This window comes from Sphingopyxis sp. QXT-31, from assembly GCF_001984035.1.
Classification (GTDB): Bacteria; Pseudomonadota; Alphaproteobacteria; order Sphingomonadales; family Sphingomonadaceae; genus Sphingopyxis.
Genome location: NZ_CP019449.1, coordinates 4,173,388 through 4,199,530, shown reverse-complemented (window position 1 = coordinate 4,199,530; position 26,143 = coordinate 4,173,388). Strand labels below are relative to the sequence as shown.

The following is a 26,143-nucleotide window of genomic DNA, read 5'->3' as shown; positions in this document are numbered from 1 at the left end:
GTTGACCATAAGCGCTTCGTCGCCAAATGATAAGACCTCCCCAAGCCCCGAGAAATGCTTTGCCCTCCCCGACCCGCCCGACCCGTTTCCATGGCCGCGTTCCGCGCGAAGAGCGTTGCGCCGCGCCCGGCTGCCGCGAGGCGGGCGAGTTTCGCGCGCCGATCGCGGCGACGCGCTCGCCCGACGGGCCGCCGCAATATCGCTGGCTGTGCCTCGACCATGTCCGCGCGTTCAACAGCGGCTATAATTATTTCGAGGGGATGAGCGCCGACCAGATCATGGCGGCGCAAACGCCGACCGCCGGCTGGGAAACCGAAAGCCGCACCTTCCGCCCCGCCGGCAGCGCCGACCTGCCGCCGCGCTGGGCCGATTTCAAGGACCCGATCGACGCGCTCGGCGCGCGTTTCCGCCAGCGGATGGACGAGGCGCGGCGACAGGCGGCGAACCCCGGCCTGTCGCGCGAGGAGCATGCCGCGATGCAATTGCTCGCGCTGCCCGCCGACGCCGACCGCGCCGCGCTCCGCCGCCGCTACAGCGAGCTGGTGCGCAAATATCACCCCGACCGCAACGGCGGCGACCGCAGCCATGAAGCGAGACTCGGCGCGGTCGTTGCGGCATATCAGCTGCTCAGAAAGGCCAAAGCCTTCGCCTGACGGGAGAGCTGCGATGAGCGAACTGGACGAAAAGCGCATCGACGTGGTCCGCCGCCACATGGCGCTGGAGATCACCCACGAATGGGATGCGGTGATCGAAACCTTCGAGCATCCGCGCTACGAGCTCCACGGCCCCGGCACGATCTTCGACGGCGAGGCCGCGGTGCGCAGCTATTTCACCCAGTCGCGCATCCCCTTTCCCGACCAGGGCAACGAGGTGATCTCGATCGCCGCCGATGCCGCGACCGACACGGTGCTCGTCGAATTCTGGCTGACCGGCACCCACCTCGGTCCGCTCAACCTCGGCCTGCGCACGATCGAGCCGACGGGCAAGGCGTTTCGCGTGCGCATGGCGGCGAGCTTCCAATTCGCGCCGGGCGGCGACAAGATCGTCTGCGAACGCCCCTATTACGACCAGTCGTCGGTGCTGAAGGCGCTGGGCATCCTCTGAATAAGGCGTTGCAAGGCGCAACCCATATCGATACCGCGCTAACGCAACTCCCCTCTCCCCTTGCGGGAGAGGGTTGCGCAGACTCGGCAGCTTGCTGCCTAGTCGAAGCTGGGTGAGGGGTTGCGAGCCATAGGCTCGCGCGGCGCAAGGCGCCGCTCACCCTCATCCAACTGCGCCTAGCCGCTTTGCGGCAAGGCTCCGTATCCTTCTCCCGTCGAGGGAGAAGGGAATTAGAAATTTGAAGGCCGCGACATGACCGATATCCCCAACAGCCTCGCCGACCATCATGGTTCGACCCTGCTCGCCGCCCCCGATGTCGAGGTCAGCGCGCGCGAGATGTTCGGCGTCGATGTCGACATGATGGTCCCGGCGTTCAGCGAGGCCGACGCGCGCGTGCCCGACCTCGACCCGGCTTATGTCTTCGACGGTGATACCACGCTCGCGATCCTCGCGGGGTTCAAATACAACCGCCGCGTCATGGTGCAGGGCTATCACGGCACCGGCAAGTCGACGCATATCGAACAGGTCGCCGCCCGCCTCAAATGGCCGTGCATCCGCGTCAACCTCGACGCGCATATCAGCCGCATCGACCTGGTCGGCCGCGACGCGATCGTGCTCAAGGACGGCCAGCAGGTCACCGAGTTCCGCGAAGGCCTGCTCCCCTGGGCGCTGCAGACCCCGACCGCGCTCGTCTTCGACGAATATGACGCCGGCCGCCCCGACGTGATGTTCGTAATCCAGCGCGTGCTGGAGACCGAGGGCAAGCTGACCCTGCTCGACCAGAACCGCGTGATCCGCCCGAACCCGCATTTCCGGCTGTTCTCGACCGCGAACACCGTCGGGCTCGGCGACACGAGCGGGCTGTATCACGGGACGCAGCAGATCAACCAGGGCCAGATGGACCGCTGGAACATCGTCGTCACGCTGAACTATCTGCCGGCCGCAACCGAAAGCGCGATCATCCTGGCGAAGGTGCCCGATACCGACGACATGACGGTGGCGAACATGGTCAAGGTCGCGGACCTGACGCGCCAGGGCTTCATCAACGGCGACATCTCGACCGTGATGAGCCCGCGCACCGTGATCAGCTGGGCGCAGAATGCCGCGATCTTCAACAACCTCGGCTTCGCCTTCCGCCTGTCGTTTCTCAACAAGTGCGACGAGGCCGAGCGGATGATCGTCGCCGAATATTATCAGCGCGTCTTCGGCGAGGATCTGCCCGAGGGCATCGTCGGGGGCAAATAAGCGGCGCCGGCGATGACCGCGGGGGGCGGGTCCGGATCGGCGGCCTATCATGGCCATATCGACGGGCTGCGCGCGGTCGCGATCGCGCTGGTTCTGCTCTATCATTTCGATTTCGGCGGCGGGGCGCAGGCTTTCCTCGGCGTCGACATCTTCTTCGTCATTTCGGGTTATCTGATCGGCGGGATCGTGCGGACGGACCTCGCCGACGGGCGCTTTGGCTTCGTCGATTTCTATCGTCGCCGCATCGCGCGAATCACCCCCGCGCTGCTGGTCGTGGCGGCGCTGACGCTCGCTGCGAGCTATGCGCTGCTCATCCCGGCCGACCTCAGCCGCATGGCGCTCGAGGTCCGCGCAGCGGCGCTCAACATCGCCAACTGGCATTTCGAGCCGCAGGCCTCCTATTTCATGCGCGACCGCATCGAGCGCTTTTTCCTCCACAGCTGGTCGCTGTCGGTCGAGGCGCAATTCTATGCGGCCTTCCCGCTGCTCGCGCTGCTGCTCCATCGCTTCGGCTGGTTCGCCCGCCGCGGGGTTGGCGCGCTGCTGCTGCTCGGCCTCGCCGCCTATGTCGCGGCCGGCCTCCACGAGCCGCGCGCGGCCTTTTATTTCTCGTCGTTGCGCGCATGGGAGTTTCTGGCGGGCGTGCTGATCGCCGCCGGACCGATCGCAGCAATACCGCCGCGCCGTGCCGCCATACTCGCGGCGCTCGGTGCGGCGATGATGTTCGGCGCGGCCTTTGCGCCGGTACCCGGCCATTTCGCGGCGAAGAGCCTGTGGCAGATCTTGTGCATCGCGGGCACGGCGCTCCTCCTCCACGCCAATCTCGCCGCGCCGGCCAACCCCGCCGCGCGCCTGCTGGCGCTGCCGCCGATGCGCGCGCTCGGGCTGGTCTCCTATTCGGTGTACCTGATCCACTGGCCGCTGCTGATGCTCGCAGAGAATTGGCATATCGTGCCGCTCTCGCCGACGGGACGCCTGCTCGTGCTGCCCGCGACGCTGGCGCTGGCGGCGCTCTGCTGGTTCCTCGTCGAGCGGCCCGCGCGGCGCTGGGCCAACCGGGCGGCCACCCCCGCGATCCACGTCTATGGCGCGGCGCTGCTCGCCACCGCGCTCATCGTGGGCGCTGCAAGCTTGATCGTCGCGAAGAAGGGCATGCCCGAGCGCTTCTCCGCCGACGAGCGCGCGCTGCTCGCGGTGTTCAAGGACCGCACGCGCTGTACCCCGGCATCGCGCAGCGCGGCCTTCGCGCCGCCGGGCGCCTGCCTGCTCGGCGACACCGCGGTGCGCCCCGATGTGGCGGTGTGGGGCGACAGCCACAGCCGCGAGCTTTCGCATGCACTCGGCCGCGAGCTTGCTCCCGCCGGCCGCTCGCTCGCGCAATATACCTCGTCGGGGTGCCCGCCCTTCCTCGGCACCGCGATCCGGAGCCAGCCCGACTGCCCCGCCGACAACGACCGCATCGCCGCGCGCATCGCAGCGACGCCGTCGATCCAGACCGTGGTGCTCGTCGCGTATTACGGCCGCCACGCCTATCTGGGCGACGCGCGCATCGCCGCCGCACTCGACCGCAGCGCCGCGCTGCTGCGCCGCGCGGGCAAGCGCGTGATCATCGTGGGGCCGCTACCCAAGCCGCCTTATGACGTGCCGAGCGGCCTCGCGCGCCGCGACCGCAACGGGCGCGACGACCTGCCGCTGGCGCAAAGCGAGGCCGAGTATCGCCGGACCAGCGCGCCGATGCGCGCGGCGCTGGAACGGCTCGCCGACGGCGACCGGGTCATGGTCGCCGACCCCGGCGCCGCGATGTGCATGGACGGCCGCTGCCCCTATGTCGTCGGTACCGCGCCGCTCTATATGGACGACAACCATCCGTCGGTCGCGGGTGCCGAGCGGATCGCGCGCAGCCTGTTGCCGCTGCTCGCGCCGCGCTGACGCGGCTTCCCCCCGGCGGCAAAGCGGATTATCCCCGCGCCATGATCTCGCTTCCCCGCCTCGCCCCGCTCCTCGCCTGCGCGCTGCTCGCCGGCTGCATCAAGCCCGTCGATTATGGCAAGATCCGCCACGCCGACTATGTCGCCAACGCGCGTTGCACCGCGCAGCCCGGCGCCGCGATCGACGAGGCCGCGCTGCCGCTCTTTTTCGCGACCAGCCGCCTGCCCGATTGCCGCAGCGCCGACATCCGTATGCTCGTCTATCGCGGCGACCATGTCCGCTACGGCCGCTTCGCCGCGCCGACCGAGACCAAGAAGGAATTGCGTACCCCGATGGCGTTCCAGGAATCGGGCGACTGGTGGCGCGCGTTGCAGGCCGAAACCGACCGGCGGCAGGGGCGCGTCCTGCTCTATGTCCACGGCTATCGCGAGAGTTTCGAAACGACGACCAAGGACACGGCGCAGATCGCGCGCATGACGGCGTTCGACGGGCCGGTCGTCGCGTACAGCTCGCCGTCGCAGCACGAGGTGCTCGGTTATGTCGTCGACGAGACCAACATGTACCACGACATCCGCAATTTCCGCGACTTCCTGCGCGCGCTCGCCGAGCGCGAATGGGTGAAGGAGATCGTGATCGTCTCGCACTCGCTCGGCGCGCGTCTGGTGATCCCGGCGGTGGGCGCCGCCGACCGGCTCGCGCGCCGCGCCGACCGCCGCGACAAGATCGCGAACATCATCCTCGCCTCGCCCGACGTCGACCGCCAGACCTTCGAGCGCGACATCGTAGAGGATGTGCTGTCGCCCGAACGCGTCGCGCAGGGGCGCCACATCACCGTCTATGTGTCGTCGAAGGACAAGGCGCTCGCCGCCTCGCGCGTGCTCCACGGCTATCCGCGGCTCGGCTCGCCCTACTGCTTCGATCCGTTCGAAGCGGCCGAACTCAGGGCTAGGGGCGAGCCCGAGCGCTGTTATGCCGCGCCCGCGCCGGGGCTGACGATTATCGACACGACCGAGGTGTCGCGCGGGTCGACGGGGCACAGCAATTTCCTGCGCAGCACGGTCGCGTGCCGCGATTTCGTCGATGTCGTCGCCGACAAGAGGTCCCGGCACGAGCGGGTCGCGACGCGGCTGGCGCATGTGTTCCTGCTGCTGCCCGACCCGGTGACCGCGCCCAAGGAACTCGACGAGGCCAATTGCCGCTGGCTGCCCGACAAGGCGCCCTAGAAAAAGCCGCACATCACGGCGAAATCGCTGAGCCAGACGACGGGTCCCTCGCCGGTCCACAGCCACAGCCCGCCGATCGCGACAACCGCGAACAACGCGAGCGCGACCCAGTCCTGTCGCCAGAGCTTCATGCCGGCGCGGTGCGCTTCAGCGGCGCGTCGGCGATCGGCAGATGGACAAGTCCTGCGAAGAGGCCGAGCGCGATCGCGAAGCCCCAGGCGACGTCATAGCTGCCGGTGGCGTCGAAGATCAGCCCCGCCATCCACGCGCCGAAGAAGCTGCCGACCTGGTGGCTGAGGAACACGATGCCATAAAGCATCGAGAGATAGCGGATGCCGAAGATACGCCCGACGATCCCGCTGGTGAGCGGCACGGTACCGAGCCACAGGAAGCCCATCGCGCCCGCAAAGACCAGGGCGCTGACATGGGTCAGCGGCAGGAAGAGAAAGAGCGCGATCACCGCCGAGCGCGCGGTGTAGAGCGCCGAGAGCACATATTTCTGGCGCAGCACGTCGCCCGCGCGGCCGAACACGTAGGAACCGAGAATGTTGAACAGCCCGACGAGCGCCAGCACCTGCGCCCCGATCTCGATCCCCAGCCCCTTGTCGTCGAGATAGGCGGGCAGGTGCGTCGCGATGAAGGCGATGTGGAAACCGCAGACGAAAAAGCCTGCGTTGAGCAGCCAATAGCCGCGATGCACCGCCGCCTCGCGCAGCGCCTCGCGCGCGCTCTGCTCGACCTGCTCCACGACGCCGGGGCTCGCATCGGTGCTTCCCGCAACGCCGATCGCGAGCAGCCCGCAGAGCGCGACGAGCCCCGCCATGATCCACAAGGTCTCGTGATAGCCGATATCGCGGAGCAGGATCGACGCGAGCGGCACGACGAGGAACTGCCCGAGCGAGCCGCCGGCGGTGACGATGCCGAACGCGCTGCTGCGCTTCTCGGGCGGCACGACGCGCCCGACCGCGCCGAGCACGACGACGAATGTCGTCGCCGACTGCGCCATGCCGATGAGCAGGCCGAAGCTGATATGCAGCCCGATCGCGTCGCTTGCAAACGCCGCGCCGATCAGGCCGAGCGCATAGAGCAAGGCCCCCGCGAGCACGACGCGCCCCGCGCCATGCTTGTCGGCAAGCGCGCCGACGAATGGCTGGACGAGGCCGAAGAGCAGGTTCTGGAGCGCCATCGCCAGCCCGAAGTCCGACCGGCTGATGCCGATATCGACGCTCATCTGCGGCAGGAACAGCCCGAACGACTGCCGCACCCCCATCGCCAGCGTGACGATGAGCGCGGCGCAGAGAATGACGATCCACGGCTTTTTCATGGCGGAGGATGCGGGGGAGGACATGGGCTGCGGATGCGCCCGGCTGCCGTTGGCGTCAAGCGAGCTTAGCTATATTCCCCTCAAGCAAAAAGCGGCGTAGCAAAGCCAGTCCCTCCCCCTTGATGGGGGAGGCAGCGAGACTTGCGAACTTGTTCGCTAGTCGCAGCGGTAGGGGTGTTGTCGCGCCATGAAACGAACGCCGCCGGATGGCTCCACGCAGCGCGCACGCCGATTGCGCTCCGCCATGACCGACGCCGAACGGAAAATCTGGACGCTGTTGCGCACGGCATTCCCCGGCTGGCGCTTCCGTCGCCAGGTTCCGATCCGCCAATATATCGCCGACTTCGCCAGCCATCGCGCAAGATTGGTAATCGAAGTCGACGGCGGCCAGCATGACGAAGCAGTCGATGGCCCCCGCACGGCCGTGATCGAAAATGACGGCTACCGCGTCATCCGTTTCTGGAACAATGATATGCTCGCCAATATTGACGGTGTTGCGATCCTTCTGACAAAGGCTTTGGCCGAGAGCTCACCCCCACCCAACCCTCCCCCATCAAGGGGGAAGGCTTTCGAAGATCGCCGCGCCCCATGACCGCCTCCTCCCCCCTCGACGATTTCAAGGCCGCGCTGTCGAGCGTCGCGCGCGCCGTCACGCGCGATGCCGAGGTCGAGGTCGGCTTCACCGCCGACGCGCCCGCGCAGATCGGCAAGACGATCAAGGTGCCCACCCCGTCGCGCACGCTGCCCGCCGAACAGGTCGCCGAGGCGCGCGGGTTCGCCGACGCCTATGCGCTGCGCATGAAGCACCATAGCGAGAAATTGCACGCCGCCGCGCGCCCCGGCGAGCCGCTCGCCGCCGCCGCCTTCGACGCAATGGAGCGCGCGCGCATCGAGGCGCTCGGCGCGCGGCACATGGACGGCATGCGCAGCAACCTGTCGGCCAGCCTCGCGATGCGGATGCGCAGCGACCCGATCGCGCGCGCGCAGAGCCGCGACGACGTGCCCGTCTCCTCGGCGCTCGAGCTGATGCTGCGGGAGGCGCTGACCGGCGAAGCGCCGCCGCCGGGCACCGAGACCGGGCTCGGGCTGATCAGCGACTGGATCGCGCGCCAGGCCGGCGGCGATATCGAGGCGCTGGCGGTGCAGATCGATGATCAGGCGGCCTTTGCCGAGACCGCCAAGCTCGCGCTCCGCCACCTCGACCTCATCTATGGCGACGAGCCGATGGACGACGGCGCCGAGGACAATGGCGAGGAGGATGAGAGCGAGGCCGAGGAATCGCAGGACGAACAGGAGAGCGAGGATGGCGGCACCGGCGAGAGCCAGGTCGACGCGCGCGCCGAGACCGCGGGCGACCAGGCCGACGACGGCGACAGCGACCCCGACGCGCAGGAAATGGAGGCCGACGGCGAACCCGAAATGGGCGGCGAAGGCGACGAGGGCATGCTGCCCGTGCGCCCCAACCGCCTGCCGACCGACGTCCCCGACTTCAACTATGTCCGCTTCACCGAAAAGCATGACGAGATCGTCGCCGCGACCGAGCTCTGCGATGCCGACGAGCTGACGCGGCTGCGCGCCTATCTCGACCAGCAGATGCAGCATCTGCAGGGCGCGGTGACCAAGCTCGCCAACCGGCTGCAACGCCGGTTGATGGCGCAGCAGAACCGCGCCTGGGATTTCGACCAGGAGGAAGGCCAGCTCGACGCCGCGCGGCTCGCGCGCGTCATCGTCTCGCCGGGCCAGTCCTTGAGCTACAAGATCGAGCGCGACACCGACTTCCGCGACACCGTCGTCACCTTGCTCATCGACAATAGCGGGTCGATGCGCGGGCGCCCGATCAGCATCGCCGCGATCAGCGCCGACATCCTCGCGCGCACGCTCGAACGCTGCGGCGTGAAGACCGAAATCCTCGGCTTCACCACGCGGACGTGGAAGGGCGGGCAGAGCCGCGAGGACTGGCTCGCCGCGGGCCGCCCCGCGCATCCCGGCCGCCTCAACGACCTCCGCCACATCATCTACAAGCCCGCCGACGAACCCTATCGCCGCGCGCGCAAGTCGCTGGGGCTGATGATGCGCGAGGGGCTGCTGAAAGAGAATATCGACGGCGAGGCGCTGATCTGGGCGCACAGCCGCATCGTGGGTCGCCCCGAGGAACGCCGCATCCTGATGGTGATTTCGGACGGCGCGCCGGTCGACGACAGCACGCTGTCGGTCAACCATGGTGCCTATCTCGACCAGCATCTGCGCCAGGTGATCGAGTGGATCGAGAACCGATCGCCGGTCGAACTCTGCGCGATCGGCATCGGCCACGACGTGACGCGCTACTACAGCCGCGCGGTGACGATCATGGACGCCGAGCAGCTGGGCGGCACGATGGTCGAGCAACTCGCGGGTCTGTTCGACATCGATTGAACGGCGTTGCCCGCGGGTGGGTGACAAGCCCTTTTCCCATCGTTACAACCGCTTCCCGATGCAGCAGGGACTCGCGACCTGACGACGGGCGCCGCTGTGTCATCATCGTGCTGAGGGTCGCCGGCACAGGCTAAAGGCCGCACCACCGGGTGCGGGGCTGAGGGGGCGACTGTCACATGAAAAAAGCATCCGACCTGTTCATCGAATGCCTCGAGGAAGAAGGCGTCGAATATATCTTCGGCGTTCCGGGCGAGGAGAATCTCGACTTTCTCGACAGCCTGTCGCGGTCGACCAAGATCAAGCTGATCCTGACCCGCCATGAGCAAGGCGCGGGCTTCATGGCCGCGACGTACGGCCGCCACACCGGCAAGACCGGCGTCTGCCTCGCCACCTTGGGACCCGGCGCGACCAACTTCGTCACCGCGGCGGCCTATGCGCAATTGGGCGGCATGCCGATGATGATGATCACCGGGCAAAAGCCGATCAAGAAGTCCAAACAGGGTCGCTTCCAGATTCTCGATGTCGTCGCGATGATGGGGCCGATCACCAAATATACGCACCAGATGGCCTCGTCGGACAATATCCCGAGCCGCGTGCGCGAAGCCTTCCGCCTCGCCGAGGAGGAAAAGCCCGGCGCGGTGCATATCGAACTGCCCGAGGACATCGCCGACGAACATACCGACAGCCTGCCGCTGAAGCGCAGCCACTCGCGCCGCCCGACCGCCGACGTCAAGTCGATCCGCGAGGCGGTGAAGGCGCTCGAGGAAGCGACCTCGCCCGTCCTCGTCATCGGCGCGGGCGCCAACCGAACGATGACCGGCCGCATGCTGCTGCAGTTCATCGAAAAGACCGGCATCCCCTTTCTGACCACACAGCTCGGCAAGGGCGTGATCGACGAGCGCCACCCGAAATTCCTCGGCTGCGCGGCGCTGTCGTCTGGTGACTTCGTCCACCGCGCGGTCGAGGCGTCGGATTGCATCGTCAATCTCGGCCACGACGTGATCGAAAAGCCCCCCTTCTTCATGAAACAGGGCGGCCCGACCGTCATCCACGTCTCGACCAAGACCGCCGAGGTCGATCCGGTCTATTTCCCCGACATCGAGGTGATCGGCGACATCGCCAACGCGGTGTGGCAGATCAAGGAAGACATCGTCCCCAACGGCGGCTGGAAATTCGACCATCTGCTCGCCTATCGCAAGGGCGAGGTCGACCATACCGCGCCGCTCGCCAAGGACGAGCGCTTCCCGATCTTCCCGCCGCACCTCGTCCAGTCGGTGCGCGATGCGATGCCCGAGGACGGCATCATCTGCCTCGACAATGGCGTCTACAAGATCTGGTTCGCGCGCGGCTACACCGCCTATCGTCCGAACACGGTGCTGCTCGACAATGCGCTCGCGACGATGGGCGCGGGGCTGCCGTCGGCGATGATGTCGTCGATGGTCTATCCGGGGCGCAAGGTCATGGCGATCTGCGGCGACGGCGGCTTCATGATGAACAGCCAGGAGATGGAGACCGCGGTCCGCCTGGGGCTCGACATCACAGTGCTGATCCTCAACGACAACAGCTATGGTATGATCCGCTGGAAGCAGGCGAACATGGGCTTCAAGGACTGGGGGCTGACCTATGGCAACCCCGATTTCGTCAAATATGCCGAAAGCTATGGCGCCCACGGCCACCGCGTCGAAAGCGCCGCACATCTCAAGGAACTGCTCGCGCATACGCTCAGCACCCCCGGCGTGCATCTGATCGACTGCCCCGTCGATTATAGCGAGAACGACCAGATCCTGAACATCGACATCAAGAAGCTGTCGAAGGAGCTTTGATTTCGGCTCCCCTCCCGCAAGCGGGAGGGGCAACGAGACTTGCGAGCTTGCTCGCTAGTCGCAGCGGGGTGGGCTTTCCGGGCCCACCCGTTTCATGCCCACCCCCCACCCCCCCCGCCTGCGGGGGGGGGGGGAAGCTGAATGAAACTCAAGGACGTCTACCCGCTCTATCTCAACAACAAGGCGGCGCAGCCGAACACCGACCTCGAGGTGATCGACAAATATACCGGCGAGGTCGCGTTCCGGACCGCGCTGGCGACCCCCGACGTGATCGACGAAGCGATCGCCGGCGCCGTGCGCGCCGCCGAGCCGATGGCGCGGCTGGCGAGTTACGAGAAGCAGGATGTGCTCAACCATTGCGTGACGCGCTTCAAGGAGCGCTATGACGAGCTCGCTTATGCGCTCTGCGTCGAGGCGGGCAAGCCGATCGCCGACGCCGAGGGCGAGGTCGGGCGGCTGATCGACACCTTCCGCATCGCCGCCGAGGAGGCGGTGCGCAACTATGGCGAAATCCAGCCGCTCGACATTTCGGCGCGCGCCAAGGGCTATATCGGAATGTGGAAACGCGTGCCGATCGGCCCGTGCAGTTTCATCTCGCCGTTCAATTTCCCGCTGAACCTCGCCGCGCACAAGATCGCGCCGGCAATCGCGATCGGTTGTCCCTTCGTGATGAAGCCCGCGTCGATGACCCCGCTCGGCGCGATCATCATGGGCGAGGTGCTCGCCGAATGCGACATCCTGCCCGAGGGCGCGTTCAGCATCCTGCCCGCCGCCCGTGCGGGATCGGACCTGTTCACCACCGACCCGCGGCTGAAATTACTGAGCTTCACCGGCTCGCCCGGGGTCGGCTGGGACCTCAAGGCCAAGGCGGGCAAGAAGAAGGTCGTGCTCGAACTCGGCGGCAACGCCGCGGTGATCGTCGACAAGGACGCCGACCTCGACCATGCGCTCGCGCGCATCGTCTTCGGCGGCTATTATCAGTCGGGGCAGAGCTGCATCCACGTCCAGCGCGCGATCATCCATGCGGACATCTACGATAAATTCCGCGACATGCTCACCGCGAAGGTCAAGACGCTGAAATCGGGCGATCCGAAGCTGCGCGAGACCTTCATCGGCCCGATGATCTCGGTCAAGGAAGCGACGCGCCTGAAAGGGTGGATCGACGCCGCGGTCGCCGCGGGCGCGACCCTGCTCGCGGGCGGCGGCTGCGAGGGCAATATGCTCGAGGCCGCGCTGCTCGAAAATGTCCCGCGCGATGCCGACGTGGTGGTCGAGGAAGCCTTCGGCCCCGTCGTCGTCTTGTCGAAATTCAGCGACTGGGACGCGGCGCTTGCCGAGGTCAACGACAGCAAGTTCGGGCTGCAGGCGGGCATCTTCACCCGCGACATCCACAAGGTGCTGGAGGCATGGGACCATCTCGACGTCGGCGGCATCGTCGTCAACGACGTGTCGAGCTACCGCATCGACAACATGCCCTATGGCGGGGTGAAGGACAGCGGCCTCGGCCGCGAGGGCGTACGCTTTGCCATCGAGGATATGAGCGAAATCCGGAATCTGGTGATAAGGCGGGTCTAGCGTCCTTCCCCCTTGATGGGGGAAGGATACGAAGCCTTACCGCGAAGCGGTTAGGCGCAGTTGGATGGGGGTGATGGTGCGTCCGTGCGCCGCCCCTGTCAGGCCCGGACCGCACCCCCACCGCTGCGACTAGCGAACAAGTTCGCAAATCTCGCTGCCTCCCCCATCGAGGGGGAGAGTGGGTGCTACGCTGCGGTAACGTCACCGAACCGCCGCAAAACTTTCTCCGAACTGTCGCGGCTTTGATTCGCACCGTGTAACAAAACTCCTGTCTAGGCCGGGGGCAGCACAGGCTGCCCCGGAGCACGACATGGCATCGATTTCCACCCTGCCGATCCCCGCGCGTTTCCCCGATCCCTTCACCACGGATCCGCATATTCCCGAACGCGTGATCGGCGAGCGCCGCAATTATCGCAGCGTCTGGGTCAGCGACATCCACCTCGGCACGCGCGGCTGCAACGCGCCGCTGTTGATCGACTTCTTCGACCATGTCGACTGCGAGACGCTGTACCTTGTCGGCGACATCATCGACGGCTGGCGCCTCAAGAAGCGCCATTTCTGGCCCCCCGAGCATAATGACGTGGTGTGGCGCGTGCTCAAGCGCGCCAAGCGCGGCACCCGCGTCGTCTATGTCCCCGGCAATCACGACGAGATGATCAAGCCCTTCGACGGCTTCGATTTCGGCGGGGTCGAAATCCGCCGCGAAGCGATCCACGAGACCGCCGACGGGCGCAAATTGCTCGTCGTCCATGGCGATGATTTCGACGCGGTGATGCTCGCGCACCGCTGGCTCGCCTTCGTCGGCGACGCCGCCTACACCGCGCTGATGAAGTGCAATGTCGCGGTCAACGCGGTGCGCAAAAAGCTCGGCCTGCCCTATTGGTCGCTGTCGATGGTCGCCAAGCACAAGGTCAAGAACGCGGTCCAGTTCATCGGTCGCTACGAGGAGGTCGTAGCCCACGCCGCGCGCTCGCGCGGGGTCGACGGCGTGGTGTGCGGCCATATCCACAGCGCCGAGATGCGCGAGATCGACGGCGTTTCCTATTATAACGACGGCGACTGGGTCGAGGGCTGCACCGCGCTGGTCGAGCATCACGACGGCACGATGGAAATTCTCCACTGGGCCGAGGAAGTCGCGGCGCGCAGCGCCCCGGCGCAGCTGTCGCTCCCCGCCCCGGCCAAGGCCGCCTGATGCGGATCCTGATCGTCAGCGACGCGTGGGAGCCGCAGGTCAACGGCGTCGTGCGTACGCTGCAGGCGACGATCGGCGAACTGCGGGGGGCGGGCCACGAGGTCGGGGTGATCTCGCCCGACCTCTTCCGCTCTTTTCCCTGCCCCTCCTATCCCGAAATCCGCCTCGCGCTCGCCGGCTGGCGCAAGGTCGGCCGCCATATCCGTGCCTTCGCGCCGCAGGCGATCCATATCTCCACCGAAGGCCCGCTCGGCATGGCGGCGCGGCGCTGGTGCATCCGCAACCAATTCCCCTTCACCACCGCCTATCACACGCGCTTTCCCGAATATGTCGCGGCGCGGCTACCGCTCTCGCCCGCCTTCGTCTGGCGCTTCATCCGCTGGTTCCACCGCCCGGCGCGCCACATCATGGTCGCGACGCGCAGCCTCGCGCGCGAACTCGCCGACCAGGGCCTCACCCAGACGATGATGTGGGAACGCGGGGTCGATCACGACCTCTTCCGCCCCGACCGCGCGCCGCACCCCGCCTTCGAAGGCCTCAAGCGCCCGCTCCAGCTCTATGTCGGCCGCGTCGCGGTCGAAAAGAATATCGAGGCGTTCCTCGATACCGCGCAGCCCGGCACCAAGATCGTCGTCGGCGACGGCCCCGCGCTCGCCGAACTCCAGGCGCGCTATCCCGATACCGTCTTCCTCGGCAAGCAGACGGGCGAGGCGCTCGCCGCGACTTACGCGGGCGCCGACGTCTTCGTCTTCCCCAGCCGCACCGACACCTTCGGCCTCGTGATCATCGAGGCGCTGAGCGCGGGCACGCCCGTCGCCGCCTATCCGGTGCCCGGCCCCGGCGACATCGTCCGCGATGGCGCGGGCGCGCTCGACGAAGATCTGGACGCCGCGATCGCCGCAGCGCTCGCATGCGACCGCGCCGACGCCGCCGCACTCGGCGCGCGCTACAATTGGGCGGGCTGCACCGCGCAGTTCGAAAAGGCGCTGACCTTCGTACCGAGCGAGCCCGCGCCCGACCGCACCGCTGGGCACGACGATCCTTTCGGCCTGACCTCCTTCCCCCTCGATGGGGGAAGGATACGGAGCCTTGCGCCGTTGGCGCTAGGCGAAGTTGGATGGGGGTGATGGTGCATCCTGCCCCCGTCGGTTCAGGCCGAAACCGCACCCCCACCGCTGCGGCTAGCGAACAAGTTCGGAAGTCTCGCTACCTCCCCCATCAAGGGGGAGGGAATATAGGGGCTGTCCCGTTTAACCGACATCAAAAAGCCTTGCGCCACTCCAGCTCGATATAGCGCCCCAAGGGGTCGATATAGCCCGGCTGGTAATTCAGCGGCACGATGCCGTTGCCGTCGGTGATCTTGCGCTGCGCGTCGAACAGATTGTCGACCGACAGGCGCAGGCGCGACCCTTTCAGGAAGGGCATTTTCTCGATCAGCTTGGGCTTCTGGTTGAAATCCATGAAGACGCGCAGGTTGAAGGTCGCGAGGTCGCCGAACTTCAAATCGCCCGAGCTGCCGCCGGTAACCGTGCTGCCGCTGTCGTATTTCGCGCTCAGCCGGACGCCGAAGCCCTTGTTGAACACGCCGCCGTCGAGCTCGAGCAGGTGGCGGTTGCTGCCGCCGCCGCTGCCCGTCGCCGAGCCGTCGAGCAGGTCGAGTTCGGGCACGCCCGGACGGATCAGCACCGTGTCGGTCAGCTTGATCGTGTGGTAGAGCGACACCTGCCAGCGCCCGCCCTGCGGCCCGCCGAACATCCCGCCGGGGCCGCCGCGCCCGCCGCCCATCCGGGGACCGCCGCCACCCGGACCACGCCCGCCGCCCGCACGCGGGCCGCCTTCGCCGCCTCCGCCGCGCCGCGCGCCCGCCGGAGGAGGCCCGCCTTCGCCCACCGGCGGCGTCGCACTCGCGCCCGCCGGACGCTCGCCGCGTCCGCCGCCAGCACCGGGGCCGCCCTGCTGTTGCTGGCCAAAGCTCTTGCCGAAATTGAAGCCCCAGCGGATTTGCGAATTCTCGCTGCGGTCGAAATTGACCGGGCGCAGGTCGAGCGCGGTCAGCACCCCGTTCGCATCGCGCGTCACCCGGTCGGGGAAGGCCGCCTCGATTTCGGGCGTCAGCAGCGGGAAGCCGTTCGCGGTGTCGTAGCTGCGGTTGCGGTTGTAATTGACCGACAGGTTGAGCCCTTCGATCATCGGCGGCGACCAGTTCACCCCCAGCTTAAGGTCGCGGCGCTGCTCGGCCTGGAGCAGGGGATTGCCCCCCGTCGTCGTCGTGATCTGCACCGTCTGCCCGGTGCGGAAGTCGTAATAGGTCACCGCGGGGGTCACCAGCGGCGCGGCACCGAGCTGCTGGATACCCGGCGCCGCCTCGTCCTGGTTGTAGCTCGCGATCAGCGACAGATTGTCGGTGACGCCCCAGTTGAGGTTTGCGCCCCAGCTCTTCAGCGCGGCGAAATCGCTGGGGTCCTGATATTGGCCGCTCAATGTCAGCGACACGCGGCCGATCTTGCCGACCTCATATTCGGGGTCGAGCAGCGGGATGGTCAGCGATCCGAACACGCCCGGCAAGTCGCGCGCGAGGTCGGTCGTCGTGATGCCATTGGCATTGTCCGACCGGCTGTCGAAGCGCAGCCCCGAATAGCTCGCGGTCGCCGACAGGCGGATCGGACCCGCCCAGCCTTCGGTCACCGTGCCCGACAGATTGGCGTTGCCACCGAAGCTCTGTTGGCTGCTGTCGAACCGGTCGACCCGCGCGGCCCCATTGACGATACGATCGGTGAAGGTCCGCTGGTCGGCGTCGGCATAATTGGCCGAGGTCGACCAGCGCCAGTCGCCGAGCATGCCGTTGACGCTGGCGGTCGCGGCGAGGTTGCGGCTGCGCCCGTCGCGCTCGAGCGGATCGGTGACGCCGCCGAGCCCGGGGCCGAGCAACGACAGGCTGTCGGTCTGGTCGAAGCGCACGTTGAGCGACGCGTCGGTGAGCTTGTTCAGGCTGCGCTGGATCGTCGCGTCGAGCGAATATTCGTCGCTGGCGCCGAGCAGGCTGCGCGCGGGCGCCTGCGCGGCGAGCACGGGATCGTCGTAAACGAGATTGCGCTCGCTCTCGCGCAGCATCGTCTGATGCTCCCACCCTGCGTTGAGGTTGAAACGGCCATTGTCGCCGATCATCAGGAAACTGGGCTCGATCTCGCTCTGGAAGCGCCCGCCCTGCGTCGGGATGCCGCCCTCGGCCTCGACCGCGACCTGACGGAAATTGGGCTTGAGCACCAGGTTGACGACGCGCTCGTCGGCCGAATAGCCATATTGCAGCGCGACTTCCTCGGGAAAGATTTCGACCTTGGCGATCGCTTCGGGGGGCAGGTTGCGCACCTCGCCGAAGCCGCCGACGCGGCGCCCGTTGACTAGGATGATCGGCCGCCCGCTGCCGCGCCCGCGCCCCGAGCGCGTCTGCGGCTGGAGCGCGGTCAGCAGCTCCTCGACGTTCGAAACGCCATAGCTCGCGATCGCCGCTTCATCGAGTTCGGCCTCGGCCGCATAATCGGTGTCGAGCTGTCCCGCGAGCCGCGGCGCGGTGACGACGATCTCGTCCTCATAGCCTTCGTCATAACCGGCGTCGTCGGGCTGCGCTGCACTATCCTCGACCGGCTGCGCGGCGGTCGCGGTGATCGCGACCGGCGCCTCGGTCTCGGCCAGCGCCGGCACCGCGAGCGACGCGCCGGCCGCCAGCAGGGCGGCCCGGACGGAGAGGGTCGAACGGGAGTAATTCATTGGGAGAGGGCCTTTGTTTTTCTTGTCTTTGTCTTGTCTTACCGGCACGCGCTGAACCATCGCTGACGCCCGTTTGCGGTCGCGGTTCACCTATGTCGCAATTGTCGCAACAATGTGTCGGGGCCATGGTTGTTCCACCAACGGCCGATATCGCCCGGCGGACGACGGGGTGGCGTGGCCGGTGTCGGGCGGAAGGCAATAAGCCGCCCTATGATCCCATTTGTGTCGAGCGGAAACAGGGGATGGTCCAACAACCATCCCCTTGCTCTTTATTCGCCCGCTCGGCTCAGAACTTGAACCGCCCCGAGCCCCCCATAAACACGCGGAACCCCAGCGACACCGACCAGTCGATGGCATCGTTGGTCACCAGCCCGCTCGTCCCGCCCGCCTGGACGAAGTCGCCATTGGGCGGGTTCAGGATTTGCGCGCGGTCGCTGGAATAGGCGGCGCGTGCGGCGAGGAACAGCTCCGCGCGAGCGCTCCCGTCGGTCTTGGGTTCGCCGAGATTGAGGATGATCTGGCCGCGGATCGTCCCCGTATAACCCACCCCGGTCCTGCCGTCCTCGACCGACCGCGTGTAGCTGCGATCGTCGAGCGGACCGAAATTCTGATCGATCGTTTCCAGCGATTTCAGGTCGAAGTCGTAATAATAGACGCTGGCCTCCGCCCCGATCAGGAAGCGCGCGATATTGCCGAGCGGCACCTCGGCCTTCGCACCGGCCAACACATGCAGCTCGCGCTCGTCGACATCCTGTTCGAGCAGCTGGTTCGCGATCACCGGCGTCGTGATCGACACCTCGCCGACATGGTCGCGGTCGCGGATCACGCCCTCGATCCCGTAGAAGATGTCGAAGGGATCCTTCGGCTTGGCGTGCGGGAAGGCGCTGCGGCGGACACCGCCCCCGAAGTCCTTGAAGGTACTCTCTTCGGCCGCCGACAGCGGCACCCGGCCCGCAATGCCGGTGCTGCCGCCCGGCGATTCGGCGCTGTACGGGAAGCCCCGCGCCGTGCCGACCTCCCCGGCGGGCAGGTCGACGCTGCTCCGCGCATCGCCCTCGCTATAGCGCAAGACGAGGTCGCCGACGGTCGCGAAGCTCGCGATGCCCTCGACGAAGATCGCCGGAAAGCGCTGCTGTCCGGTCAGCGCCGCGACTTCGGGCGTCGGGACCGGTCCGTCGCGGACGAAGCCGTAATTGGTCGCCGGGATTTCCATCTCGCCGAGGCCGACACTGACCAGCACGCTATTGCCGATGCGGCCGAGCGCGGCCGCCTCGTTGCGCTCCTTTTCCATCTTCCGCTCGCGCTCGACGACGTCGAAGTGCGACTGCTGCCGCGCGACCTCGTTGATCTCGTCCTGCGTCAGCCCCTGCGCCGGCGCCGCGGCGACCGGCTGTGCCGCAGGCGGCGGAGGCGGTGTCGGCTGCGCCGGGGGCGGCGGGTCGGCCACGACGCGCGCGCCCGGATCGAGCAGCATCGGCCCCGGCAGCATCGGCCCCGGATCATAGGTCATCGAAGGCCCTTCATAGGGCTGACTGGGCGCGATCCTGTCGCGCATCACCGCCTTGGGCTCGGGCACCACCGGCGGCGGTGGCGGCGGCGGTGGCGGCGGCGGAGTCGGCGGCCCGCCCGGCGGGCACGGATAGGCGCGTTCCTGCGCCAGCGCCTGCCGATAGGCCGCCAGATCCTCCTTTGAAATCTCGTTCTGCCGCCGCTCGACCTCGGCATGGAGACTGTTCAGATTGCTGAGCCGCCGCTTGCACCAGCCGTCGATCAGCTCCTGCCGCGTCTCGCGATAGGCGCGCAACCGATCGTTCGTCATTTCGCCGATACGATCGCTGAAAGCCTCGAACGGGTTATACCCCCGCTGCGAAAACGGGTCGACATCATAACCGCTGTACCGCCCCTGCCCCAGCGCGGGCGTCGCCGTCACGCCAATGAAGACCGAACAGCCGAGAAGTGCCGCGCGAAAATATCGTGGTGCCATGATCGCCCCCTGTTGCCTGAACGGGACGATCCTGACCGCGCGGCGCGGGCGCCGCATGATGCGAACATACTATGCGCTGAAAAAACTCAGTAATCCGCCAGCAACCGCACGAGCTCGGTCTGGCGGCGCGCGCCGGTCTTGTCGAACACCGCCTGCAGCTGGTTGCGCACGGTGTTGCGCGTGATCCCGCGCGCGGCCGCATAGTCGGCGGTGCTGCCCCCGTCGGCGATATGCAGCGCCAGCAGCGCCTCGGACGCGGTCAGGTCGAAGCTTTTGCCCAGCCGCTCGATCCGCGCCGCGGCATCCTCGGCGATCTCGATCACCAGCTCCATGCCCATATCGGCATAATCGCCCGCGACCCCGGTGACGATCTCGACCGCGCGGCGCTTGGCCTCGGGATAAAGGCGGACATAGTCGCGCAGCGCCTCCGACGTGTCGACCAGCGCCTCGACGGCCTTGCGGTCGGTCCCCTTGATGCGCATCGCCGAGCCCCCTAGAACCCTTGGAAGATAGCCGATTTCGGCATTGGGGGGAACAGGCGATGGCGGCGCTCGCGCTCGACCTGCCGGGGGTGGAAGTGACGGCGATGCCGCGCGCCACCTCGTTCGTCCGCCGCGCCCTCCTCGACCTCGGCGTCGCGCTCCCCTGGCGGGTCGGCGGCCGGCTGGTCGCGCACGAACTAACGCGCGCCGCGGCGATCGCCGACCCCGCCGAACGGCGCGACCGCTATCGCAGCCTGCGCGAGCGTTTCGTCGCCGCCGATGCGAAGCATATCGCGCTGATGAACGTCGCGATCGCCGGCCTGTCGGTCGAGCGCCCGGTCGCGCGCGGCCCCGCCATGTCGTGGATCGACGGCCCGGGTTTCCGCCGCGACATGATCTTGCTCTATGTCCCCGGCGGCTCGTTCGTCGTCCCGCGCAGCCCGCATTTCACCGCGATGATCGGACGGATCGCGCGCGAGGCAGGCGCGAAGGTCATGATCTGCGACTATCGCCTCGCCCCCGAATTCCCCTGCCCCGCCGCGGTCGACGATGTCGAGACCGCCGCCGAACTGCTGATCGCGCGCGGCCATGCGTCCGAGAACATCGTACTCGTCGCCGAATCGACGGGCTGCGGCATCGCGCTCGCCGCGGCGCAGCGGCTGGTCGCGCGCGGCAGGCAGCCCGCGGGGCTCGCCTTCCTCTCGCCGTGGATCGACGTCGATCCGGGGCGCGGCGACATCCACCCGGTGGCGCGGCAATGCGCGCGCCTCTACTTGGGTTCGGCAAGCCCGCGCGATCCGGCGGTCAATCCGATGCTCGGCGTCATGCGCGGCCTGCCGCGCATCGCGATCCACGCCAATGCGGGCGATCCGATGTTCGCCGATGCGGAAGCGCTCGCACGCCGCGCCGCCGCTGCGGGGGTGTCCGTCGAGCTGCGCGCTTGGCCAGGCCGCATGCATGTCCTCGAACGCCACGACGATCCCGACGCGCGCCGCTCGGTCGCCGAACTCGCCGCCTTCATCGACCGCTGCCAGCCGTACCGGACGGTGGCTTAGGGCTGGACAGGAACCGGGCGCCTCCTTAGGTGGCGCCATGTCCATCCAACCGACCGAATCCATCCTGATCGTCGACTTCGGGTCGCAGGTCACGCAGCTCATCGCCCGCCGCGTCCGCGAGGCCGGGGTGTATAGCGAGATCGTCCCCTTCAACAGCGCCGCCGAAGGCTTTGCGCGCATGAAGCCGCAGGGCGTGATCCTGTCGGGCGGCCCCGCCTCGGTCACCGACGAAGGCAGCCCGCGCGCGCCGCAGGTGATCCTCGACAGCGGCCTACCGATCCTCGCCATCTGCTATGGCCAGCAGACCTTGGCCGTCCAGCTCGGCGGCACCGTCGAGGGCGGCCACGCCGCCGAATTCGGCCGCGCCGACGTCGAGATCCTCAAAGCCAGCCCGCTGTTCGAGAGTTTCTGGGAGGTCGGCAACAAATATCCGGTGTGGATGAGCCACGGCGACCGCGTCACCGAGGCGCCCGAGGGGTTCGAGATCGTCGGCACCTCGCCCAACGCCCCCTTCGCGATCTGCGTCAACGAGACGAAGCGGTACTACACCACCATGTTCCACCCCGAGGTGGTGCACACCCCCGACGGCGCAAAATTGCTGTCGAACTTCGTCCACAAGATCTGCGGGCTCGCCGGCGACTGGACGATGGCCGAATTCCGCGCCACCAAGATCGCCGAAATCCGGGCGCAGGTCGGCGACCAGCGCGTGCTGTGCGGGCTGTCGGGCGGTGTCGACAGCGCGGTCGCGGCGGTGCTGATCCACGAAGCGATCGGCGAGCAACTGACCTGCGTCTTCGTCGATCACGGCCTGCTCCGCCTCAACGAGCGCGCGCAGGTCGAACGCCTGTTCCGCGACCACTACAATATCCCGCTCGTCGTCGTCGATGCCGAGGAGCGCTTCATGGCGGGCCTCGCCGGGGTCACCGACCCCGAAGCGAAGCGCAAGTTCATCGGCGGCGAATTCATCAACGTCTTCGAGGAGGAAGCGAAGAAGATCGGCGGCGCCGACTTCCTCGCGCAGGGGACGCTCTACCCCGACGTCATCGAGAGCGTCAGCTTCACCGGCGGCCCCAGCGTGACGATCAAGAGCCACCACAATGTCGGCGGCCTGCCGGAACGCATGAACATGAAGCTGGTCGAACCCTTGCGCGAGCTGTTCAAGGACGAGGTCCGCCTGCTCGGCAAGGAACTCGGCCTGCCCGACGTCTTCGTCGGCCGACACCCCTTCCCCGGCCCCGGCCTCGCGATCCGCATCCCGGGCGAGGTCAGCAAGGAACGCTGCGACATCCTCCGCAAGGCCGACGCGGTGTATCTGGAAGAGATTCGCAATGCCGACCTCTATGACGAGATCTGGCAGGCCTTCGCCGTGCTGCTCCCCGTCCGCACCGTCGGGGTGATGGGCGATTACCGCACCTACGACCATGTCTGCGCGCTCCGCGCCGTGACCTCGACCGACGGCATGACCGCCGACATCTACCCCTTCGACGCGAGCTTCCTCAGCCGTTGCGCGACGCGCATCATCAACGAGGTCCAGGGCATCAACCGCGTGGTCTACGACTATACGTCAAAGCCGCCGGGGACGATCGAGTGGGAATAAGGCGGTGGCCGCTGTCCATGTAGATCCCGCCAAAGTCCACGAGTTCGTGGACATGGACGGCTTCTACGACTGGCTCGCTGCCAACCACGCCACCGAGCGCGAGGTCTGGATCAAGATCCACAAGGTCAAGTCGGGCCTCGCGTCGATCACCCCCGAACAGGCGATTCACGCGGTGCTGTGCTGGGGGTGGATCGACGGCATCCGCAAATCCTTCGACGAAAAGAGCTTCCTCCAGCGCTATTCGCCGCGCGGGCCAAAAAGCGTGTGGAGCCAGATCAACATCGACAATGTCGCGCGGCTGACCGCCGAGGGGAAGATGACCGAGCATGGCCAAAAACAGGTCGAGGCCGCCAAGGCCGACGGCCGCTGGGACCGCGCCTACCGCGTCAAGGGATCCGAAATTCCGGAAGACCTGCAGGCCGCGATCGACGCCGACCCCGCCGCGAAGGCCATGCTCGCCAGGCTCACCGCACAGAACCGCTTCGCACTGATCTTCCGCCTCGGCACCATCAAGACCGAGGCGGGACGCAAGAAGAAGATCGCCGACCTCGTCGCGATGCTCGCGCGCGGCGAGACTTTTCATCCGCAGAAAAGCAGCGGCTGAAACACTCCATTTCCGTTCGTCCTGAGCTTGTCGAAGGACGATAGAGCGCTAACCTCTCGATATGCTATTCTGGACCTACATGCTCCGCTGTGCGGACGGCCGATATTATGTCGGCCACACCGATAATCTCGAATATCGCATCGGCCAGCATCAGTCCGGCGCGCTCGGCGGCTATACCGGTCACCGAAGGCCGGTCGAACTCGTCTGGAGCCAGGAAGTCTCGACGCGCGCCGAAGCTCTGGCGGCCGAGCGCCAGATCAAGGGGTGGTCGCGGGTGAAGAAAGAAGCGCTGATCGAGGGCGATTGGGACGGCATTTCGCGACTGGCAAAGTCCAGGAGCCAGACATAGACTTGGGCGCATGATCGTCCTTCGACAGGCTCAGGACGAACGGAGGTGGGATATGACTGCACCACGGCAAGATGCGATGTGGCACCCAAGCCTTATATTGTTGCCATTGCTCGCCGCCTGCTCATCGCCCGCCAGCGAGACCGCGCGCGAACCCGACAAGACCGCGACCCAGACCGCCACCGAACCCGTCGCCAAGCCCTTGCCACCCAAGCCTCGCGTCCGCGTCGAGAACCCGCTGGTCCTCGCGCCCGACGGCCTGCTGCTCGCCGATCATGATGGCAAGATGCAGCTCCTCCCCTATGGCACCGAGCGCGACAAGGCCGAATCCGCCGTGGGCGTGGTGCTGGCACCCCCGACCAAACGCGGCAGCAGCAGCGAGTGCGGCGCCGGGACGGTCGACTATACCGACTTTCGGAACGGCCTGCAGATGACCTTCCAGGAGGGTAAGTTCACCGGCTGGACGATCAACGCCGCCCGGTCGCCGTTCAAGACGACCAAGGGCATCGGCATCGGTTCGACGCGGCAGGAACTCCACGCCGCCTATAAGGATTTGACCGTCGAGGATTCGTCGCTCGGGCTGTTGTTCAGCAGCGGCGACCTCACCGGCCTGCTCGACATCGACGGGATCGAGGGGCTGGTCACCGACCTCTGGGCGGGCACCGTCTGCCTGATCGACTGAGCAAGGGAAACAGATGACCGATCGCATCGAAACCGACGCCTCGGGCGGCTGCCAGTGCGGCGCGGTGCGCTATCATGTGAGCGCGGTGCTCGACACCTCGCACATCTGCCACTGCCGCATGTGCCAGAAGGCGGCGGGCAATTTTTTCATCGCGCTGATCGGCGTCCCGCGCGACGCGATAAGCTGGACGCGCGGCAGCCCCGCGACCTTCGCCAGCTCGGACAAGGCGTCGCGCGGCTTCTGCCGCGAGTGCGGCACGCCGCTGACCTACGACTATCATGAGAGCAAGCATATCAACCTGACCACCGGCTCGTTCGACGACCCGTCCGCCTTTCCGCCGCAGGTGCAGTTCGGCCTCGAAGGCCAGCTCCCGCTCTTCGAACATCTGCCGATCAAGGGCGAAGGCACGACCGAAGACACGATGGCCGCCTATGTCGGCGCGATCAGGGCGAGCAACCACCAGCACCCCGATCACGATACCGACCGCTGGTCGGAATGAGGGGCTAAACGCCGCCCCCGCCCTGTGATACGCCTCGCCCCACAAGGACGGGGAGAGGTCCATCATGGCGACGAAGGAAGCCGGCCGCGCGAGCGGCGCGCGCATCACTTGGGTGGTGGTGCTGATCGCGCTGTCGGTGCTGCTCAACTATGTCGATCGCGGCGCGATCGGGGTCGCCGCGCCGCTGATGAAGGACGACCTCCAGCTCTCGGCCACCGGCTTCGGCATCGCGGTCTCCGCCTTTTTCTGGGTCTATGCCCCCGCCTGCCTCTTAGTCGGCTGGCTCTGCGACCGCTTCTGCGTCTACCGCGTCTTCGCGCTCGGCGTCGCGATCTGGGCGGTCAGCACGGCGCTCACCGGCTTCGTCGGCGGGCTCGCCTCGCTCGTGCTGCTGCGCCTCTTCCTCGGGCTCGGCGAGAGCATCGCCTTTCCGGGCAGCAGCAAGATCTTCGCCGCCGAGGTGCCCGCCGAGCGCCGCGGCATCGCCAACGCCTCGGTCTCGGCCGCGCTCGCCTTCGGCCCCGCGCTCGGCGTTCTCTTCGGCGGCGCGATCCTCGGCGAATGGGGCTGGCGCGCGGTCTTCTGGGTCTTCGGGCTCGTGACCCTGCTCTGGCTGATCCCCTGGCAGATTGTCGCCGCGCCGCTCCGCGCGCAGAGCATCGCCGCCCCCACGGCCGAGCGCGTGTCGATGACGCGCTTGCTGCGCATTCCGACGCTCTGGCGCATGGGGCTCGTCCATTTCCTCTCGAACTATGGCTTTTATTTCCTGCTCGCCTGGCTGCCGCTCTACCTCGTCGGCACACGCGGCTATTCGATCGGCGAGATGACGATGCTCACGACCCTGAGCTTCACGACACAGGGCGTCGTCGCGCTCGGCGCGGGCTGGCTCTCCGACCATATGGTCGCGCGCGGCAGCCACGAGGGCGAGCTCCGCCGCTGGCTGATGATCACCGGCCAGCTCGCCATGGCCGCGGCGATCGCTGGCATCGCGGTCGCGGGCGACGCCGCGACGCTCGCGCTGTGGCTCGTCGTCGCGGGGATCGGCACCGGGCTCATCGCCACCAACCTCTTCGCGATCGGCCAGATCTTCGCCGGGCCGCGCGCGGCGGGCAGCTGGGTCGGGGTGCAAAATGCGCTCGGCAATATCTCGGGCATCGTCGGCCCGGTGATCACCGGGCTGATCGTCGATTATCTCGGCGGCTATGGCTGGGCCTTCGCCAGCGCCGCGGCGCTGTCGGCGCTCGGCGCCTTGCTGTGGTGGACGATCATTCCCGATATCTGCGAGATCCAGAGTTGAGAGCG

At 67.2% G+C, this 26,143-nt stretch carries 23 protein-coding genes; 18 read left to right on the top strand and 5 right to left on the bottom strand.

Annotation, left to right across the window (positions count from 1 at the left end; genetic code table 11):
• The first annotated feature begins 26 nt into the window (after nucleotides 1-26).
• The 5 genes from BWQ93_RS20040 to BWQ93_RS20020 all read left to right on the top strand — a co-directional run bounded on the left by BWQ93_RS20040 (nucleotide 27) and on the right by BWQ93_RS20020 (nucleotide 5,501).
• Nucleotides 27-653, top strand: a complete 627-nt coding sequence (locus tag BWQ93_RS20040; protein ID WP_077032030.1) for a J domain-containing protein — start codon at nucleotides 27-29, stop codon at nucleotides 651-653.
• Between the two features lie 13 nt (nucleotides 654-666).
• Entirely contained in the window at nucleotides 667-1,104 is a 438-nt protein-coding gene (locus BWQ93_RS20035) for an ester cyclase (protein WP_077032029.1), read from the top strand.
• A 252-nt stretch (nucleotides 1,105-1,356) separates the two neighbouring features.
• Nucleotides 1,357-2,349 carry a cobaltochelatase subunit CobS gene (gene cobS, locus BWQ93_RS20030; protein ID WP_077032028.1) on the top strand — a complete coding sequence of 331 codons (993 nt, stop codon included), beginning with the start codon at nucleotides 1,357-1,359 and terminating at the stop codon, nucleotides 2,347-2,349.
• Between the two features lie 12 nt (nucleotides 2,350-2,361).
• Complete coding sequence (locus BWQ93_RS20025) at nucleotides 2,362-4,278, top strand: acyltransferase family protein (RefSeq protein WP_077032027.1); 1,917 nt, start codon at nucleotides 2,362-2,364, stop codon at nucleotides 4,276-4,278.
• Nucleotides 4,279-4,319: 41 nt separating this feature from the next.
• Nucleotides 4,320-5,501 (top strand): alpha/beta hydrolase, encoded by a 1,182-nt coding sequence (locus BWQ93_RS20020; RefSeq protein ID WP_077032026.1) that lies wholly within the window; start codon nucleotides 4,320-4,322, stop codon nucleotides 5,499-5,501.
• Here the strand turns inward: BWQ93_RS20020 and BWQ93_RS21415 are convergent.
• Both BWQ93_RS21415 and BWQ93_RS20015 read right to left on the bottom strand, forming a co-directional pair.
• Nucleotides 5,498-5,632, bottom strand: a complete 135-nt coding sequence (locus BWQ93_RS21415) for a hypothetical protein (RefSeq protein ID WP_257787754.1) — start codon at nucleotides 5,630-5,632, stop codon at nucleotides 5,498-5,500. The genes BWQ93_RS20020 and BWQ93_RS21415 overlap by 4 nt on opposite strands.
• Complete coding sequence (locus tag BWQ93_RS20015) at nucleotides 5,629-6,825, bottom strand: MFS transporter (protein WP_198040432.1); 1,197 nt, start codon at nucleotides 6,823-6,825, stop codon at nucleotides 5,629-5,631. The genes BWQ93_RS21415 and BWQ93_RS20015 overlap by 4 nt, the downstream gene beginning before the upstream one ends.
• A gap of 187 nt (nucleotides 6,826-7,012) precedes the next feature.
• On the opposite strand from BWQ93_RS20015, the gene BWQ93_RS20010 reads away from it, so the two are divergent.
• The 6 genes from BWQ93_RS20010 to BWQ93_RS19985 all read left to right on the top strand — a co-directional run bounded on the left by BWQ93_RS20010 (nucleotide 7,013) and on the right by BWQ93_RS19985 (nucleotide 14,954).
• A complete protein-coding gene (locus tag BWQ93_RS20010; protein WP_077032024.1) occupies nucleotides 7,013-7,417 on the top strand; it encodes an endonuclease domain-containing protein in 405 nt (134 codons plus the stop codon).
• On the top strand, nucleotides 7,414-9,237 hold the full coding sequence (gene cobT / locus BWQ93_RS20005; protein ID WP_077032023.1) for a cobaltochelatase subunit CobT: 1,824 nt from the start codon (nucleotides 7,414-7,416) through the stop codon (nucleotides 9,235-9,237). Before BWQ93_RS20010 ends, cobT begins: the two co-directional genes overlap by 4 nt.
• 176 nt (nucleotides 9,238-9,413) lie before the next feature.
• On the top strand, nucleotides 9,414-11,060 hold the full coding sequence (locus BWQ93_RS20000; protein WP_077032022.1) for an acetolactate synthase large subunit: 1,647 nt from the start codon (nucleotides 9,414-9,416) through the stop codon (nucleotides 11,058-11,060).
• A 141-nt stretch (nucleotides 11,061-11,201) separates the two neighbouring features.
• Nucleotides 11,202-12,635 (top strand): aldehyde dehydrogenase family protein, encoded by a 1,434-nt coding sequence (locus BWQ93_RS19995; RefSeq protein WP_077032021.1) that lies wholly within the window; start codon nucleotides 11,202-11,204, stop codon nucleotides 12,633-12,635.
• Nucleotides 12,636-12,945: 310 nt separating this feature from the next.
• The gene (locus tag BWQ93_RS19990) at nucleotides 12,946-13,827 is read left to right on the top strand and encodes a UDP-2,3-diacylglucosamine diphosphatase (protein WP_077032020.1); all 882 of its coding nucleotides are present in this window, start codon (nucleotides 12,946-12,948) and stop codon (nucleotides 13,825-13,827) included.
• Nucleotides 13,827-14,954, top strand: a complete 1,128-nt coding sequence (locus BWQ93_RS19985) for a glycosyltransferase family 4 protein (RefSeq protein WP_083721079.1) — start codon at nucleotides 13,827-13,829, stop codon at nucleotides 14,952-14,954. Before BWQ93_RS19990 ends, BWQ93_RS19985 begins: the two co-directional genes overlap by 1 nt.
• Nucleotides 14,955-15,087: 133 nt before the next feature.
• Here the strand turns inward: BWQ93_RS19985 and BWQ93_RS19980 are convergent, their stop codons facing one another.
• The 3 genes from BWQ93_RS19980 to BWQ93_RS19970 form a co-directional block, all read right to left on the bottom strand.
• Nucleotides 15,088-17,592 (bottom strand): TonB-dependent receptor plug domain-containing protein, encoded by a 2,505-nt coding sequence (locus tag BWQ93_RS19980; RefSeq protein ID WP_077032019.1) that lies wholly within the window; start codon nucleotides 17,590-17,592, stop codon nucleotides 15,088-15,090.
• Nucleotides 17,593-17,878: 286 nt separating this feature from the next.
• Nucleotides 17,879-19,576 (bottom strand): hypothetical protein, encoded by a 1,698-nt coding sequence (locus tag BWQ93_RS19975; protein WP_156878312.1) that lies wholly within the window; start codon nucleotides 19,574-19,576, stop codon nucleotides 17,879-17,881.
• An 86-nt stretch (nucleotides 19,577-19,662) separates the two neighbouring features.
• Nucleotides 19,663-20,058, bottom strand: a complete 396-nt coding sequence (locus tag BWQ93_RS19970; protein ID WP_077032017.1) for a helix-turn-helix transcriptional regulator — start codon at nucleotides 20,056-20,058, stop codon at nucleotides 19,663-19,665.
• A 59-nt stretch (nucleotides 20,059-20,117) separates the two neighbouring features.
• Between BWQ93_RS19970 and BWQ93_RS19965 the strand changes: the two genes are divergently transcribed.
• From BWQ93_RS19965 to BWQ93_RS19935, 7 genes are all read left to right on the top strand, one after another.
• On the top strand, nucleotides 20,118-21,113 hold the full coding sequence (locus tag BWQ93_RS19965) for an alpha/beta hydrolase fold domain-containing protein (RefSeq protein WP_077032016.1): 996 nt from the start codon (nucleotides 20,118-20,120) through the stop codon (nucleotides 21,111-21,113).
• A gap of 37 nt (nucleotides 21,114-21,150) precedes the next feature.
• Nucleotides 21,151-22,710 (top strand): glutamine-hydrolyzing GMP synthase, encoded by a 1,560-nt coding sequence (guaA, locus tag BWQ93_RS19960; RefSeq protein WP_077032015.1) that lies wholly within the window; start codon nucleotides 21,151-21,153, stop codon nucleotides 22,708-22,710.
• A 4-nt stretch (nucleotides 22,711-22,714) separates the two neighbouring features.
• On the top strand, nucleotides 22,715-23,314 hold the full coding sequence (locus BWQ93_RS21335) for a YdeI/OmpD-associated family protein (RefSeq protein ID WP_077032014.1): 600 nt from the start codon (nucleotides 22,715-22,717) through the stop codon (nucleotides 23,312-23,314).
• Between the two features lie 61 nt (nucleotides 23,315-23,375).
• Entirely contained in the window at nucleotides 23,376-23,663 is a 288-nt protein-coding gene (locus BWQ93_RS19950) for a GIY-YIG nuclease family protein (RefSeq protein ID WP_077032013.1), read from the top strand.
• Nucleotides 23,664-23,715: 52 nt separating this feature from the next.
• Complete coding sequence (locus BWQ93_RS19945) at nucleotides 23,716-24,342, top strand: hypothetical protein (RefSeq protein WP_156878311.1); 627 nt, start codon at nucleotides 23,716-23,718, stop codon at nucleotides 24,340-24,342.
• A gap of 13 nt (nucleotides 24,343-24,355) precedes the next feature.
• Nucleotides 24,356-24,841 carry a GFA family protein gene (locus BWQ93_RS19940; protein WP_077032011.1) on the top strand — a complete coding sequence of 162 codons (486 nt, stop codon included), beginning with the start codon at nucleotides 24,356-24,358 and terminating at the stop codon, nucleotides 24,839-24,841.
• Nucleotides 24,842-24,905: 64 nt separating this feature from the next.
• Nucleotides 24,906-26,138 (top strand): MFS transporter, encoded by a 1,233-nt coding sequence (locus BWQ93_RS19935; RefSeq protein ID WP_077032010.1) that lies wholly within the window; start codon nucleotides 24,906-24,908, stop codon nucleotides 26,136-26,138.
• The last annotated feature ends 5 nt before the right edge of the window (nucleotides 26,139-26,143 follow it).